Annotated in this window: 13 protein-coding genes and 1 pseudogene; 2 read left to right on the plus strand and 12 right to left on the minus strand. The window is 33.9% G+C overall.

The genetic code is table 11. The features are described 5' to 3' along the window. The 11 genes and pseudogenes from DER71_RS08825 to DER71_RS08875 all read right to left on the minus strand — a co-directional run. Window positions 1-415, minus strand: a 415-nt coding sequence (locus DER71_RS08825; RefSeq protein ID WP_369834989.1) for an RNA-guided endonuclease TnpB family protein, incomplete at its 3' end; no start/stop codon positions are given. A gap of 127 nt (window positions 416-542) precedes the next feature. Then, on the minus strand, window positions 543-1,190 hold the full coding sequence (locus DER71_RS08830) for an L-fuculose-phosphate aldolase (protein WP_114458877.1): 648 nt from the start codon (window positions 1,188-1,190) through the stop codon (window positions 543-545). Window positions 1,191-1,248: 58 nt separating this feature from the next. After that, entirely contained in the window at window positions 1,249-2,640 is a 1,392-nt protein-coding gene (fumC, locus tag DER71_RS08835; protein ID WP_114458876.1) for a class II fumarate hydratase, read from the minus strand. Between the two features lie 208 nt (window positions 2,641-2,848). After that, a pseudogene (locus DER71_RS08840) lies at window positions 2,849-3,811 on the minus strand (acyl-CoA dehydratase activase); the annotation flags it as partial. Then, window positions 3,812-4,894: a 2-hydroxyacyl-CoA dehydratase gene (locus tag DER71_RS08845; protein ID WP_114458874.1), complete on the minus strand. Its 1,083-nt coding sequence runs from the start codon at window positions 4,892-4,894 to the stop codon at window positions 3,812-3,814. Then, complete coding sequence (locus DER71_RS08850) at window positions 4,895-5,926, minus strand: acyl-CoA dehydratase activase-related protein (protein WP_114458879.1); 1,032 nt, start codon at window positions 5,924-5,926, stop codon at window positions 4,895-4,897. A 129-nt stretch (window positions 5,927-6,055) separates the two neighbouring features. Continuing rightward, window positions 6,056-7,033, minus strand: coding sequence for a type I phosphomannose isomerase catalytic subunit (locus tag DER71_RS08855; protein WP_114458873.1), 978 nt, complete (start codon window positions 7,031-7,033; stop codon window positions 6,056-6,058). A 365-nt stretch (window positions 7,034-7,398) separates the two neighbouring features. Then, window positions 7,399-9,240 carry a cell division protein FtsA gene (locus tag DER71_RS08860; RefSeq protein WP_114474569.1) on the minus strand — a complete coding sequence of 614 codons (1,842 nt, stop codon included), beginning with the start codon at window positions 9,238-9,240 and terminating at the stop codon, window positions 7,399-7,401. Window positions 9,241-9,450: 210 nt separating this feature from the next. Then, window positions 9,451-10,953 carry a tripartite tricarboxylate transporter permease gene (locus tag DER71_RS08865; RefSeq protein WP_114458871.1) on the minus strand — a complete coding sequence of 501 codons (1,503 nt, stop codon included), beginning with the start codon at window positions 10,951-10,953 and terminating at the stop codon, window positions 9,451-9,453. A gap of 39 nt (window positions 10,954-10,992) precedes the next feature. After that, a complete protein-coding gene (locus DER71_RS08870; RefSeq protein ID WP_114458870.1) occupies window positions 10,993-11,463 on the minus strand; it encodes a tripartite tricarboxylate transporter TctB family protein in 471 nt (156 codons plus the stop codon). Window positions 11,464-11,559: 96 nt separating this feature from the next. Continuing rightward, on the minus strand, window positions 11,560-12,507 hold the full coding sequence (locus tag DER71_RS08875; RefSeq protein WP_199505615.1) for a tripartite tricarboxylate transporter substrate binding protein: 948 nt from the start codon (window positions 12,505-12,507) through the stop codon (window positions 11,560-11,562). Between the two features lie 456 nt (window positions 12,508-12,963). Here DER71_RS08875 and DER71_RS08880 point away from each other — a divergent pair, with 456 nt between their 5' ends. Next, window positions 12,964-14,181: a Tm-1-like ATP-binding domain-containing protein gene (locus DER71_RS08880; RefSeq protein WP_114458869.1), complete on the plus strand. Its 1,218-nt coding sequence runs from the start codon at window positions 12,964-12,966 to the stop codon at window positions 14,179-14,181. Window positions 14,182-14,197: 16 nt separating this feature from the next. Continuing rightward, window positions 14,198-15,028 carry a phosphoenolpyruvate hydrolase family protein gene (locus DER71_RS08885; RefSeq protein ID WP_114458868.1) on the plus strand — a complete coding sequence of 277 codons (831 nt, stop codon included), beginning with the start codon at window positions 14,198-14,200 and terminating at the stop codon, window positions 15,026-15,028. Window positions 15,029-15,177: 149 nt separating this feature from the next. On the opposite strand, the gene DER71_RS08890 is transcribed toward DER71_RS08885, so the two are convergent. Beyond that, complete coding sequence (locus DER71_RS08890) at window positions 15,178-16,233, minus strand: HD-GYP domain-containing protein (RefSeq protein ID WP_114458867.1); 1,056 nt, start codon at window positions 16,231-16,233, stop codon at window positions 15,178-15,180. Window positions 16,234-16,257: the final 24 nt, after the last annotated feature.

The raw sequence follows: 16,257 nt of genomic DNA on the forward strand, positions 1-16,257 counted from the left end.
CAACAAATTTACTCCAACTAACATCAGATATTGATTTAGCTAAATTCTGGTTTTTAAGCATATTCTTCACTTGAAGTGTTTCTAAACATATTGTTTGATTTTCACAAATTAGTTTAGTTGACAACTTATGAAGAAAATCTTTTCTTATATTAGCTACTTTCTCATTAACTTTTGCTAGTTTCTTTTTAGCTTTATTCCAATTACTAGAACCTTTTTCTTTTCTTGCTAAACTTCTTTGAAGTCTAGCTATTTTCTTCTCATATTTCTTTAATACTCTAGGATTAGTTATTTTTTCACCATTAGAAGTAATAGCAAATTCTTTTAATCCCAAATCTATACCAATAGCATTATATTTTTTATCTAACTTTTCAATTTTTTCTTCAACTGCTATTGAAATAAAATATTTATCACGAATATCATTCTATATGAATAATAATTCAATAAAATTATGGATATATCAAATAAATATATGATCTATTCTCTCTAATATAAAATCTGCCCTATTTTCTTTAACATCAGCAATGGTAGTTAAATCAAATTAATTAACTACGTGCCTGTCCATATGTCTTAAATTTCTTCTGCATTTTTTTCATTTCATTATCAGATAAAATGACAGGCTCACCAATTGATCTGGCTCTATAATATGTTTCTGCAACATATTCTAATTCTTCAGCTGTATTAAATGCATTTTCAATACAGTCTGCACCAGTTAGGAGGCCATGATTTGCCAGCAGAACCCCATATCGATCTTCCATAGCTGCAAATGCATTTTCTGCCAGTTCTTTTGTTCCATATGTAGCATATTCAGCACACCTTATATTTTTTCCAGCCAGTGCTATCATGTAATGAGAAGCCGGAATCTGTTCTCTTAAAATTGAAATAGTTGTGGAATAAACTGAATGACAGTGTACCACTGAAAAAATATCATCTCTTTTTTTGTAAAATATTTTATGCATAGCATATTCACTTGACGGCTTTCTGCGGCCTTCAACTACATTACCCTCTAGGTCCATTACAACAACATCTTCTAATCTGATATCAAAGTAATCTATACCGCTCGGACTAATAGTCATAAGTCCTCTTTCAGGATTATAGATACTCAAATTGCCGCCTGTTCCTTTTGTTAACCCAGAAGTAACCAGCTTCTTTCCATACTTTATAATTTTTTCTCTTTCTAATTCTAACTTCATGTTTGTCCCCCTTATATATAGCTATTAATATTTTCATTACTGCAAAATTTTGCTTTATTTATAAATTGGGTTCTGCCATTTTTTTAGGATCAACATAGCTGTCAAATTCTTTTTCTGTAAGATAGCCGAGAGAAACAGCAGCATTTTTGAGAGTTATATTTTCTTTATAAGCTTTACCAGCTATTTCGGCTGCCCTATCATATCCAAGTACAGGATTTAAGGCTGTGACAAGCATCAGTGACTGATCAAGATAATTTTCTATTTTTTCATTGTCTGCTTCAATTCCTTCAAGACATCTTATGTTAAATGAATCTACTGCATCTGTCAGCAGAGTTACAGACTGAAGAATATTATAAATTATTAGAGGTTTACAGACATTTAACTGAAAATTACCACTACCTCCACCTATATTAACAGCTGTATCATTTGCCATAACCTGTACAGCAACCTGTACCAGTGCCTCCGCCTGAGTTGGATTAACTTTACCCGGCATAATAGAACTTCCCGGTTCATTTTTCGGTATTTTTATCTCTCCTATACCACATCTTGGGCCAGATGATAACCAGCGGATATCATTACCTAACTTCATTAAAAAAGATGCAAAAGTTTTTAGGGCTCCACTAAGATTTACAAAACTATCGTGGGCGGCAATACCTGCTGATTTGCTCTTCATTGGCTCAAATTTCAGTCCTGTTTCTTTATTTATATATTTTATAATTGTTTTATCAAAATTAGCTTTAGTATTTAAACCTGTTCCAACTGCAGTTCCGCCAATTGGAAGATGTTTTATATATTTTAAAGCATCTTCTATAACTGTCAGACTCTGTTCAGCCTGAGCTGAAAATGCCTCAAATTCCTGACCAAGTTTAATGGGAGTCGCATCCATAAGATGGGTGCGTCCTACTTTTACAATATCTTTAAACTCATCCGCTTTTTTATTTAAAACAGAGATTAAATTTTCCAATACAGGAAAAAGTTCGTTTTCTATTTTTAATGCTGCTGCTACAGACATAGCTGTAGGAAACGTATCATTGGAAGACTGAGACATATTTACATGATCATTGGGGTGCACCGGTTTTTTGCTTCCAATCTCTTCTCCTGCAAGTTCAGAAATACGGTTACTTATAACTTCATTAACATTCATGTTGGTCTGAGTACCTGAACCAGTCTGCCAAACTGCCAGGGGGAAATTATCATCTAAAACACCTGCTGTTATTTCTTCAGCGGCTTTAATAATATAATCTCTTTTGGTCTTATCCAGCAGACCTAAATCATGATTGGCAGCAGCTGCAGATTTTTTAATAACTGCATAAGCATTAATAATCTCTTTAGGTATTTTTTCTTCCCCAATAGGAAAATTTTTTCTGGCTCTTTCTGTCTGAGCACCATAATACCTATTTCCTGGAACTTTAACTTCGCCAAGACTATCTTTTTCAATTCTGTAATCCATTTTTTCACCAGCCTATTTTAACCTTTTATTATTTTTTAATACCACTTATCTCTTCACTTCTTTCAAGTTCTTCTAATTCCTGCCTCACTATTTTTTCTTTATCTTCATTATTTTTGTAAATATCATTTTCACTCTTATGTTTAGACTGATTTTTTTGTAAATTACTGCTTGCATCTCTTCTGTTTAAATCCATTCTAACCCTGTCTTCCAGTGAAGCAGTCCATTTTCCACATCTGTCACCAGTAACTGCTATTATTTTTTCATCAGCAATAACTTCTATAACCTCACAATTGTTAGCACATTCTCCACACTGAAAACTCCTGGTCTTAAACTCTTCAGTTGTTATTTCAAAACCTCTAAACCCTGTTTTGATTTTATTTCTTAAAATATCTCTCCTGGCCAGCATTGCAATACCTACTGCACCCATAACATCATAATATTCCGGCACAATTATTTCTGCATCCAGCTCTTCCTCAAAAGCGGCTTTTATACCTGCATTAGCAGCAACACCTCCCTGAAATATATATTTTTCTTTTAAAACTCTGTTTCGAACCAAATTGTTCATATAATTTCTGACAAGCGCTTCAGAAAGTCCCTTAATTATCTCTGGTTTGGTAAACCCATACTGCTGTTTTGAGATCATATCAGATTCTGCAAATACCGTACACCTACCTGCAATGCGAACATCTCGCTCAGCCTCAAGGGCCAGACCGCCAAATTCTTCAATAGGTATGCCAAGCCTTTCAGCCTGGTGGTCCAAAAATGAACCTGTGCCTGCTGCACAGACTGTATTCATTGCAAAATCAACGGCTAGTCCATCCTCAACAATTATTAATTTGGAATCCTGACCACCTATTTCGAAAATTGTACCAACATCAGGATAATAATATGTCGCAGCTCTTGCATGGGCAGTTATTTCATTTTTTACAGTATCTGCTCCAAGAACATAAGCAATTAGCTGCCGTCCGCTTCCTGTTACTCCAACTCCTCCCATTCGGTATTTATCAAAATTAATTTTTTTCTTAAATTGTTTTAACCCGTTTTTTACCACATCAATTGGATTTCCTGAATTTCGTTCATATAATTTAAACATAAGCTCATTATTTTTATCCAGTGCAACTATATTGATGCTGACTGAACCAATATCGACACCTAAATACAAATTTTCCACTCAAACAACCTCCCTGTACCTCTTTTCTCTAATCATATCTAAAAAAGCCTCTATTCTGGTCAAAATATTAGCATCAGCAGTCTGCTCATCTATTGAAATAGTGAGAATGGGAATATCATATTTTTCGGATATTGAATCCGCAACACTCTGAGATATTAATTCCGGCAGACAGGCAAATGGTTTTAAATGTATAATTCCATCAAAACCCCTTTCTTTAAAATCCAGAATATGTCCGATGTTTTCTCGTGCATGGCCGCCTATATTGATCTCAATAAATTCTCTGCCCTTATTCGCTATTTTTTCCAGATCTCTGCCGGCAAAAGGTATTATATTTTCTTTTATCCATTCAGATAAATATTGAGATCTTTCGGTTTCAAATCCAAAATAGTTTACCTTTTCTTCAATCTGATAATTTATAGACTTCTCCAGAACTACAAATATTTCTCCAACAATACCAATGCGGTATCTTTCTTTTTCAGCTGGAATGGTATTGTTAAATTCTGACAGTTTATCAATATATTTTGCTTTTAAGTTTTTTACATCTGATAAATTTTTAATTTTATAAAAATTTTTTTCAATATCCATCCAGATCTTATTAAATTTTGAGTTTTTATTATAGGCTCTTAAGATTTCCACTTTTCTTTCCAGTTCATCCAGAGCCTGTGCCATTTTATAAACTATATTGATAGTCTGTAATACTTTAATCCATGAATTATTTCCTTTCAGCTTTTTTAATATATTATAAAAATACTTATAATCATCTGAAGGTGCATCAATTATTATCATTTCCACATCATAACCTAAATCAGCTAAAATTCTTTTGTGTGCTTCACCATAATATCCGGCCCGGCAGGGACCGTGTCCACCACTTGTAACAAATGTATCTACATCTTCCTCCATCAGTTTAAGATATGTGCCGGTAATAACCTTAAAGGGGAAACAAGCAAATTCAGGGCTGTATTTTACACCTAAATCAATTACTTCCTGATTAGGTCTGGGAGGCATTACTATATCATGTCCCAGCAGCTCCAGCAGTTTTGCATATACTATTGTTGGCCCCATATAAGGAAATGAAAGCTTCATTCAGCACTCCTCCTTTTTTAACCTCAATAGATCTACAAATGCTTCTATTCTTGTAATTATATGGCTTTCACCGGTCTGTTCATCAATCCTCAGAGTCATAAAGGGTTTATTATAATTTTTTGCATCAAACTCTAGAATCTGGCTTAAAACTGAATCAGGGCCACAGCCAAAAGCAGTTAAATGAATGATTCCATCTATCCGCTTATTTTTAAGATAATATTCACAGGCTCCATACAATTTATTTGTAAACTCCCAGAACATTGGCTTGCGCAATTTTTTTAATTCTGACTCAATAATTTCTTCTTTTACCATCGAAAAAGTATGGACTCTAACTCCCAACTCTTTACATTTTTTAATTATATCCATGTTTATATAACTGTCATAAACATTATAAACATATCCAATCAGTGCAATATCAATAAATTCCTCTCTGCCGAAGCTTTCCTGCTGCTTGCTCTGGGGCAGCAGAGAAGATTGCTCCAGATCGGCAATAATTTTTTCCAGACTTTTTATATTATTTGCTTTTAAAAAATCATCAATTAAATAACCAGAAAATAATAATTCTCTAAATCTCTCCCAAAAAAGTGCTGATTTTTTAAGGGCAGATTTCATATCAAATTTTGATCTGTTCAACTTTTCCTTAAGATTAATAAAATTATGATACTGAGAAATATTATCACTCTTTGATTTAATTATATCAGATATAATAATATTTTTAAATTCTGGAAAGGTATGTTTGATTAAATCAGGCAGTCCCAAAAATTTAGGACACATTACAGTTCCTTTTTTTAGTGATTTAAATCTTGGTAAATATATGTAATCTACTTCCTTTTCCTTTAAGTTTAATATATGTCCTACCATAATTTTTATGGGAACACATATTTCTGAAATTGCATTTTTTGTACCTTTATCAAGGAGTTTCCGAGAAGTATTATCAGAAACTACAAGCTCTATATTTAGTTCATCAAATAATTTAAACCAGAAGGGAAAATAATAATAATATAATAATGCTGCTGGCAATCCAACTTTTATTTGTGACATATTTAGGCCCACACTTTCTTCTTTTATAAAAAATTTATCTAAAACAGCCAAGAAAACTCCATCTAAATCTTGTTTTTTAATTTAGATGGAGAGGTTCACTAACACAGCTAAAATCTGCTTCTATTCAATAATACTCAAAATATCTGTTTCTGTCTTCTTTATATCTGGCACATAACTTCTCAATAATATCAGCTCACCTGTTATGCTGTATTCTCCGGCATAGGCGGGTATTAAAATACTATCAGCTTCTTTAATTTCTAAAGATTTATCATTCCAGTTTATTGTTCCACTACCTTTTACAGCTGTATAAATATAAAAACGGTTCTTTTCCCCGGAACTTCTGTAGCTGCTGTTTATTTCGATCATATCCAGGGCAAACTTTTTGTTTAAACAATAATATGTAATATTATAACTGTCATTTTCAACTTTAAGTCCTTTTCTTCTTTCAGCTTGAACCCCAAAATCAATTGCTTCTAAAGCTTTATCAAGATGAAGTTCCCTATCTCTTCCATAATCATACACTCTGTAAGTTGTATCACTGCTCTGCTGTACCTCTGCCAGAAATACACCCGGTCCAATTGCATGCAGAAGTCCTGCCTTAACAAAAAAAACATCGCCTTTTTTAACCCTAATTTTATTAATATAATTATCAATCTCATTATTTTCTACTGCTTTTTTAAATTCATTTTTCGAACAGTCTTTTGTACCAGCAATTACATAAGATTCTGGTTCAGCATCAATAATATACCAGGCTTCATTTTTAGCTGATACATTTTCATTATCTTCTGCAGAGTCTTCATCAGGATGAACCTGAATAGAAAGTTTGGACTGTGCATCAATAATTTTTATTAAAAGTGGGAAATCACTGTTTTTTAATTTTTCTCCCAGTATCTGAACCGGAAACAACTCACAGAGTTCTTTCAGATTTTTACCTGCCAATTTTCCGTTTTTTACAACACTTATTTTATCATCATAAGCTGATATATCCCAGCTCTCACCAATATCACCATCAGGAAGGTCATCTCTATAATTTTTTAATTTTCTACCTCCCCAGATCTTAGCAACATATTTATGATCAAATTTTAGTGGATAAAACATCTCTGCCTCCTTATATAAAACATCAGATTAAATTTAGATTGGATTTTTAAAATTCATTTTTTATCAGGAGCAATATAAAGCTTATCTCCTTCAGTTATTTGGGCTGATAAATCTGCTTTGCTGCCATTTATTTCAATTATTAAACTGTCCAGCATGGATTTTGATATATTATAATTTATATATTCAAAAACTCCTCTAACTTGGAGTGGCTTAGATTCAGCCTCTATTTGGTCACCTTCTTTTATTTTATAATTAAGATCTTTTTCCTCTCCATTTACTGTCAGCTTCCATATTTTATCCGGTATATTTAAACTGCTGCCGTTAAAAACAAAGTTTATATTTTTATGTCCTTTAGATTTTAAAAATTAAGCAGCTGTCAATCCTGGAGTGTTTTTTTCTTCTATTTCCAGATAAAGATTATTTTCCAGTTTTCTATCTGGATTAACCTCTCTGCCATTTTCTTTAATTATATAAAGAGAATCAGTTATTTTTTCTTTTTTTCCATTAAAATAAAAGCTAAATTTTTTATTATCCAACTTTTTAGAAGGTATTTCAAGAATTTGAGACAGTCCATCTCTAATTGTCCTGGGAACTGTGTAGTTTATTTCTGAACCATCTTTAAGGATGCTGTCAGGACTGAGCAGTTTATTATTTTGATAGATTTTTGTACCAACACGATTTTTACTGCCGTTTAAATACAGATTATAATCAACAATATCTTTTTCTGGAATAACATCCTTTATCAATGCTTCTGCATTTTTGCCCGGTTTAGCCGGTTCAAATATTATATTATCTCCAGAGCTTAATTCTGTATCAAGCTCTGCCTTTTTGTCATTAAGGAGCAGCTCCCCGGGCTGGCCCAATTCCCCCTTTATTACTTTCATTTTACCATTAACAGTACATGTCAATCCCATACCGGGAGATGCAGTTAATTTTCCGATATCTATGTCTGCAGCAAGCAGAGCATCAGCCACTGTTGGCTTAGATATGCTGAGCAGATTTACAGCTTCATTATTTACAGAAACATCAATAAAAACTGCCCTGTTTTTTGTTTCACGAGCAGTTACAGCAATACCGATCGGTGTCAGTGTCTGTGCAGAATTGATATTATCAATCTCGCCTGCTACATTATCAAGATCATCTTTATGCCTGATTCCAATTCGGCTTTCTATTAAATCAATTTTTTCTGCAAATTTATTTTTTAATTCAGGAGTTAAACTACCTCCACCTATAAATATAACGGCCTGGGGCGGTGTTTTATTAATCTTCAAAATACTGGCTGCAACTGCATGTGTTAAATCATCCAGTTCAGGTTCCACTGCTTTTTTTATGTCTTCTCTAGTGATTTCAATTTCGTCACCGAGAATAGTTCTGCTTTTTAAAATTTCATTTTCACCGTAACTGCATTTTATTTTTTCAGCAGAATTATAATCTATCAAAAATTTTTCGGATATTTTTTCTGTTATTTCATCACCAGCAGTTGGTACCATATCATAACCAATAATTGATCCTCCCTTGGTTACAGCTATGTCAGAAGTACCAGCACCTATATCTACAAGAGCAAGATTAAAACCTCTCATAGATTCTGGAATTACTACCTGAGAAGCAGCAATAGGCTCAAGTGTTATGTGATCAACCTCCAGACCAACACTACTGATAACAGACAGTAGAGAATCTATTACGACTCTGGGTAAAAAGGTAGCTACAAGATCTACCCGCAAATTTTTGCCCCGCTGACCAACCAGACTTCCTATTTCCATATTATCTAAATAATAACTGCTGACAGTGTAACCGACAAAATGATAATTTAAATAAAAGTTTTCTTTTTTATCCGATTTTTTTAAACGATTTTGTGCTGCCTGAATTGCTAATATTTCCAGACGATTAACATCTCCATTTTTAATATATCTGCTTTTTTCCAGATCAATTTCAGCACTTTCCGAAACTGTTTTTAGAGCACGACCAGCTGCAGCAACAGCAGCTTTATTTAAAGTAATGCCTGATTTAGCTTCCAGCTCCTCCTTTACCTTCTTTACCTCTGCAGCAACATCAGCAACATTGTGAATTTGGCCATCAAGCATAGCCCTTGTCTGATGTTCACTAACAGCTGAGTTTATAATTTTATATTTTTTTCCTTCTTTTTTTACCAGCAGTCCAATAATAGTTCTTGTTCCAATATCCAGAGCAAAAGTAATCTCTTCGGTCATATTTTAATTCCTCCCAGGCAAATTCAAAAAATTTCAAAATATTTAACTCTGATATTATATTTCTAGATGAAAAACTATATCCCTTTAAAGATTTATACAGCTTAATTTAAAATCATTTTTTTCACAAATCATTCAAGAAAAAACCACACCTCTTGATCAAAGTGTGGTTAATTGATTTCAAATATTTAATTTCTAGTTTAAGTTTATTTTTTAAGACTCTGCCCTATTTTTCTTCATTTTATTATTCTGCCAGTAAGCATAAAAAATCGAGATAACACCAAGTAATAAAAATCCAAGTGAAATTGGTCTTGTAAAAAACAGAGTCCAGTCTGAACTTGTCATCATAGCTCTTCTTAAGTTTGTTTCTGCAATTGGACCCAATATAACTCCCAGAATAACCGGTGCCAGTGCAAAATTATATTTTTTGAGAAAATAACCGACAACTCCCATTACAAATAGGATATAAAGATCAGAGTACCTATTATTTAATAGATATGAGCCGATCACACATAATGCCATAACTGTAGGAACTAAAATATATTTGGGAATCTTTGTTATCTTTAAAAACAATCTTGCTCCAAAAAACTGAATGATAAGCATAAAAAATGTAGCAACAAAAAATCCAACAAATATTGTACCCACAATATCCGGATTATTCCTTATCAACATCGGGCCCGGATTAATACCGTGCAGCTGCAGGGCAGCAAGCATTACTGCACTAACCGCACTTCCCGGGATACCAAGAGCAATCATGGGAATTAAACCTCCACCTGCTGTGGAGTTATTACCGGCTTCAGATGCAATAATTCCATCTGCAATACCTGTACCAAAAAGCTCTGGATGTTTTGAACCTTTTTTTGCCTGATCATAGGCAAGAATATTGGAGATACTGGCTCCAGCACCAGGAATTGCTCCAATTAAAGAACCAATCAGAGATGATCTTATCAAATTAAACGGCTGAGATAATACTTCTTTCATAGTTGCAAATGGTTCGAACTTTATTTTACCTGTCACAAGTTCTTCCCCAGATTTAACCTCATCTTTTGCCTCAAGTTCAGTCAGCAGTCTGGAAACAGCGAATACACCAATTAAAACTGTTAAAAACGGTACACCTGCTTCCAAAAATAAAATACCAAAAGTAAATCTTGTAAATCCACTCATCGGATCAAGGCCTACTGTCGCTATTAAAAGCCCCAGTGAACCAGAAAGCAAACCTTTTATAACCGAATCACCGGTAATACTTGCAATTATAGTTAAAGCAAAAACAATTAAAGAAAAATATTCCCATGGACCAATCTTCATGGCAAGATTTGCTACCTGTGGAGCAAGAGTAATTAAAAGGATCATGCTTATCAAAGAGCCAAAAAACGAAGCCCATATTCCTATCCCAAGTGCACGACCTGGCTGACCTTTCTGCACCATTGGAAAAGCATCAAAAGTTGTTGCTACAGCAGAAGGGGTACCTGGTATACCGATCAATGATGCAGTTATTAAACCTCCAGAAAGTCCGCCCACAAAAACTCCCAGCATTGTTGCCAGGCCAACATTTGGTGACATTCCAAATGTAAATGGCAGTGTTAAAATAATAGCCATAGTAATAGTAAATCCTGGAATAGCACCTGCTATAATACCTGCCAGTGTTCCTAAAAACATATTAAAAAGTAAATGAAAACTTAAGATTTCTTCAAATCCAAGTACCAGCATTTCTATCATTGGACATCCCTCATTTATTAATTATATTAAATTTAAGTTCTATTCAAAAAATATTCCTGGTGGGAAAATAACGCTCAAATAACTCTGGAAAAAATAATATGAACCCAGACTTAAAAATAGAGCAATTGAAGTTATTATAAAATATGTTTTTCCACTCTTCTCCTCTGGTCCAATCATAAATTGAGTTAGAAAAACGAATAAAAATGTAGAGATTCTAAAACCTATAAATTTCATCAGCAAAATATAAAGCAAAAAATTAAAAAGTGATATAAATATTAGCTTATAATCTCTAAAAATTTTTTTGAAATTAAATTCAATTTTTTTAAAATCTTTTGCTCTTAATTTTTTAATGATAAGTGCAGCTGCTAAAATCCCCATAATGACCACTATTAATCTTGGAAATCCGGCCGGGCCAAGTGGATCATACTGAGATTCTGGAAGCTGAAATGTTTGAATAAATATAACTATACTCAGTAATAAAAATATAATACCTGCTGTCAATTCACCCATATTAGCCTACTCCTTTACTATCATTATAAAATTACCTGCAGAGAAGTGATAAGCTCTCTGCAGGTATAAATTAATATTTTTTCTAAATAATATAATTTATTTTATCTCTTCTGCTACTGAAGCAATATCAGCATCTAATTTTTCTAGATATGCCTTATAATCTTCATGTCCCCTAAACTGAACTTCTGATCCTGTTTTTTCTACTGCTTCAATATACGCTGGATCATTAGCCGTCTTTTTTAGTGCTTCTTCTAATGTTTTTACAATATTTTCTGGAGTTCCTTTTGGCAGTACTATACCGCGCTGTACAGTCCAGATCATATCATAACCCTTTTCCCTAAGTGTTGGAATATCAGGCATTTTTTCAGAGCGCTCCTCACTTGCAAAAGCAATAAATTTAAAATCTCCATTTTCGACAAACTGATTACCTGAAGCATAATCAATCATGGCTATATCTATAAATCCACCAGCAAGTGCCTGCACTCTTTCTCCTGTACCTTCATAGCTTACATACTTAAATTTGGTATCAAGTGCCTTTTCAAAAATTGCTGCCCAGATATGTGGTATACCTTTTAAAGTAACACCAACACTAATTTCTCCCGGATTATTTTTAGCATATTCTGCCAGTTCTTCAACAGTATCATAAGGTGCATCTTTTCTTACGGCAAGAAACTGAGGAGAACTTGTCATTGCTGCTACAGGAATAAAATCATCCCAGTTCAAATCTGTTATTCCAACATGATATGCTGCCAGTAAACCTTCATGAATCTGACCAATGGTATATCCATTACCCGGTTTATTTTTCAGTTCGCGCAGCCCTACTGTACCACTAACCCCAGGTTTATTAATGACCGGAACCGGTACACCCAGATATTTTTCTGCATGTTTAGCCACAATCCTCATTAAAGTATCACTACCTCCACCTGGAGACCATGGTACAATAAACTGAACTGCTTTTTCTGGATATTCTGCTGCTGCAAACATACTTAACATTGAGACCATTAACACCATCATTGCAACAATACTCACTACTTTTCTGCTCATCTTTTTAATTCCTCCTTTAAAATTTGCATTTCTGTACCATTTTTTCTAATACTTTACTGCTTTAAAGCAAAAATAATTTTTTATGGTTATAATAATACCATAAAGTTTTGTTAATGTAAACTCAAATTAAAACAACAAGAAATTTTTCCCATTTTTTAAATTATGCTGCCAAACAAAGTGATGAAAGTGATGTTAGTATATTGAAATTTCTAGTATATGAGTTTGAAAATTATATTTATAGCGAAATCTCTTTTTTGTAACTCTAAAAATAATTTTAGGGAAACTCCTTTTTAAAAATAATTTGACAATTTAGAATATTTGTAGGACAATAATTATAGAAAACCATCAGTAACACCACAGTTCCAGGTCTTTTCTCACTATCTCAGGAAATTTTGGAATTTTTGAGAAGGGAGGGAATATTTTTTTGGAAAACTCTCATTCTAAAGGAGGTTGATTATGGAGAAAAATATTGCTGTTCTGGGTACACTTGATACTAAAGGTGAAGAGTTCCAATATGTAAAAAATGTAATAGAAAAAGAAGGTCTGGGCACAGTTGTTATTGATGCTGGTGTAATGGAAAAGCCTTTTTTTACTCCTGATATTGGAAGAGCTGAGGTGGCGGCTGCTGGCGGAAAGACAATAGAAAAACTGCGCAGTGATGAAGACCGGGGACAGGCAATGGAAGTTATGTCAAATGGCGCTGCTGAAATCGTCGAAAACCTTTATAAAAATAAAAAAATCAATGGGATTATTTCTTTAGGCGGTTCTGCCGGTACTACTATTGGAACTACTGCTATGAAAAGATTACCTGTTGGTGTGCCAAAAGTTATGGTATCTACTCTTGCTTCTGGAGATACCAGACCATATGTTGGTATTAAGGATATTACAATGATGTATTCAGTTGTGGATATACTGGGAGTTAACAGCCTTTCTTCTCAAATTCTTGCAAATGCTGCTTTTGCAGTAGTTGGTATGGTTAAGGGAAGTAAACCTGAATTAAAAGAACACAAACCACTGATAGCTGCTACAATGTTTGGAGTTACCACACCGTGTGTCACAGAAGCCAGAAAATATCTTGAAGAACACGGATATGAAGTTCTTGTTTTCCATGCTACTGGAACCGGTGGAAAAGCTATGGAAAGTTTAGTAGAAGAAGGGTTTATTAAGGGTGTTCTGGACATAACTACCACAGAATTATGTGATGAACTTGTTGGTGGAGTTTTATCTGCTGGCCCGGATAGACTTGAAGCTGCAGGCAAAAAGGGAATTCCTCAGGTTGTATCTACAGGAGCTTTAGATATGGTCAACTTTGGTCCGATCGATTCTGTACCAGATAAATTTAAAGACAGAAATCTTTATAAACATAATCCAACTGTAACACTTATGCGGACAACTGTAGAAGAAAATCGGAAACTTGCCGAAATAATTGCAGAAAAATTAAATAAAGCAGAAGGAAAAACTGCTCTCTTTCTGCCTTTAAAAGGTGTTTCAATGATTGATGTGGAAGGTCAGCCATTTTATGGTCCTGAAGAAGATAAAACTCTTTTTGAAACTTTAAAGGAAAAAATAAATAAAGATCGAGTGGAAGTCATTGAAAAGGATACTGATATAAATGATAAAGAATTTGCCAGAATGATGGCAAAGAAATTGATAAATTTGATTGAAAATCAATAAAAGGGGGATGAAGGTAATGGCATTTACACGCAGTGAAATAAGAAAACGTCTTCAAAAAGAAATAGATAGAGGCAGAACTGTTGTAGGAGCAGGGGCTGGAACAGGTATATCAGCAAAGTTTGCTCAAAAAGGTGAAGTGGATTTAATTATAATCTATAATTCTGGAAGATACAGAATGGCTGGTCGCGGATCTCTGGCAGGTCTTCTGCCATATGGAGATGCCAATGGAATAGTTGTGGAGATGGCATCAGAAGTACTCCCCGTTGCAAAAGAAACTCCAGTTCTTGCAGGAGTATGTGGTACTGATCCTTTTAGGTTGATGGATATATTTCTAAAAGATTTGAAAAATATGGGTTTTTCAGGAGTTCAAAATTTTCCTACTGTGGGTTTAATTGATGGTGTATTTAGACAAAATCTAGAAGAAACTGGTATGGGGTATGATCTGGAAATTGAAATGATAAGAAAAGCCCATAAGCTTGATCTCTTTACTGCTCCCTATGTATTTAACGAAGAAGATGCAAAAGCAATGGCAGAGGCCGGAGCTGATGTTCTGGTGGCACATATGGGTTTAACTACCAGTGGAAGTATTGGGGCAGAGACAGCTCTTACTCTAGAAGAAAGTGTTAAAAAAGTTCAGAATATAGCAGACGCCGGTAAAAGTGTTAATCCGGATGTTATGGTTATCTGCCATGGTGGTCCGATTGCAATGCCTGATGATGCAGAATTTGTCCTCAAGAGGACAGAAAATGTGGTTGGATTCTTTGGTGCTTCCAGTATTGAAAGACTTCCTACTGAAGCAGCAATAACTGAACAAACAAAGAAATTTAAAAATATTAAAATAAAATAATAGCTGCTTGCTTTTGTAAACCTCTCCATCTAAATCAAAAACAAGATTTAGATGGAGTTTTCTTGGCTGTTTTAGATAAAAATTTTAAGGGTTGATCTCTGTTTAAATGAGTCAGCCCTTAATCTCTGCTTATTTTTTCACCTGCTGAGTTATAATATCACTTTTTCTACAACAATGTTCAGATGTTTAATAAGATCCAGCTCTTTTATTTTCTTTTTTCCATCTTTATCTTCAATTATTCTAACTATAGGACGTGTAGGAAAACCAATATTCTGTTCGGAAATAATACCCCGGTCACCAGTGCTTAAAATAACTTCTGATCCATTGGGATAAAAAGATATTTTGCGCAGAAACTTTTTGACAAATGCATAATCAAAAAGTGTTTCTGTGTTATTCATTATATATTCAGCAGCTCTATATGTCGGCCAGCGATCTCTATATACCCTATCACTGGTGAGAGCATCAAATACATCTGCTATTGCAGCAATTCTGGCAAATTCATGAATATTATTTCCTTTTTGGCCGCGGGGATATCCCGAACCATTAACCCGTTCATGGTGTGAATAAGCCACTATTCTCGACAGAGGACTAACAGTTTCCAGCTGCTGCAGATGTTCAAAACCAAGCTGAGGATGTTTTTTTATTACACTATATTCATAATCATCCAAACGGTCAGGTTTATTTAGTATTTTTTCAGGAATTAAAACTTTGCCGACATCATGCAGCATTCCTCCCATCCCAAGTTTAAAAAGATCATCTGGGGAATAATTCAGAATTTTCCCAAGTGCAATACATACAATCCCTACATTTACAGAATGATCATAAGTATAGGTGCTTGTGGCTTTTATATCAGCCAGATTGAGGAGAACATCTTCATTTATCTCCAATTCAGCCTGAATATCTTCAATAACTGATTTAAATCCTTCAATATCGATATTAAAAACACCCTTTTTTATTTTTTCAAAATTCTTCTTTATGATAGCTTTTCCTTTTCTTCTTGTTTTTTCTTTTATAACTTCATCTACTTTAATATCTCTTGAATATTCATCTTCCACATAAAGATGTTTTACTCCTATTGCCAGCAGTTTATCTTTATATTTATAAAGATTCTTCACTCCCTTATTTAGTAAAATATTTCCATTGTCATATATTGCTTTGGCAAGTGTCATATTCTCTTTTAAATCTTCTGTTAAAACAAGACGCATAGACTAAACCCCTTTATTCCATTA

This window comes from Halanaerobium sp. DL-01 (assembly GCF_003338615.1).
GTDB lineage: Bacteria > Bacillota > Halanaerobiia > Halanaerobiales > Halanaerobiaceae > QPJE01.

Coding starts and splice junctions, on each gene's coding strand:
- DER71_RS08845 (WP_114458874.1), bottom strand. CDS start 4,894: ATGAAGCTTTCATTTCCTTATATGGGGCCAACAATAGTATATGCAAAA.
- DER71_RS08885 (WP_114458868.1), top strand. CDS start 14,198: ATGGCATTTACACGCAGTGAAATAAGAAAACGTCTTCAAAAAGAAATA.
- DER71_RS08855 (WP_114458873.1), bottom strand. CDS start 7,033: ATGTTTTATCCACTAAAATTTGATCATAAATATGTTGCTAAGATCTGG.
- DER71_RS08870 (WP_114458870.1), bottom strand. CDS start 11,463: ATGGGTGAATTGACAGCAGGTATTATATTTTTATTACTGAGTATAGTT.
- DER71_RS08875 (WP_199505615.1), bottom strand. CDS start 12,507: ATGAGCAGAAAAGTAGTGAGTATTGTTGCAATGATGGTGTTAATGGTC.
- DER71_RS08880 (WP_114458869.1), top strand. CDS start 12,964: ATGGAGAAAAATATTGCTGTTCTGGGTACACTTGATACTAAAGGTGAA.
- DER71_RS08830 (WP_114458877.1), bottom strand. CDS start 1,190: ATGAAGTTAGAATTAGAAAGAGAAAAAATTATAAAGTATGGAAAGAAG.
- DER71_RS08865 (WP_114458871.1), bottom strand. CDS start 10,953: ATGATAGAAATGCTGGTACTTGGATTTGAAGAAATCTTAAGTTTTCAT.
- DER71_RS08860 (WP_114474569.1), bottom strand. CDS start 9,240: ATGACCGAAGAGATTACTTTTGCTCTGGATATTGGAACAAGAACTATT.
- DER71_RS08890 (WP_114458867.1), bottom strand. CDS start 16,233: ATGCGTCTTGTTTTAACAGAAGATTTAAAAGAGAATATGACACTTGCC.
- fumC (WP_114458876.1), bottom strand. CDS start 2,640: ATGGATTACAGAATTGAAAAAGATAGTCTTGGCGAAGTTAAAGTTCCA.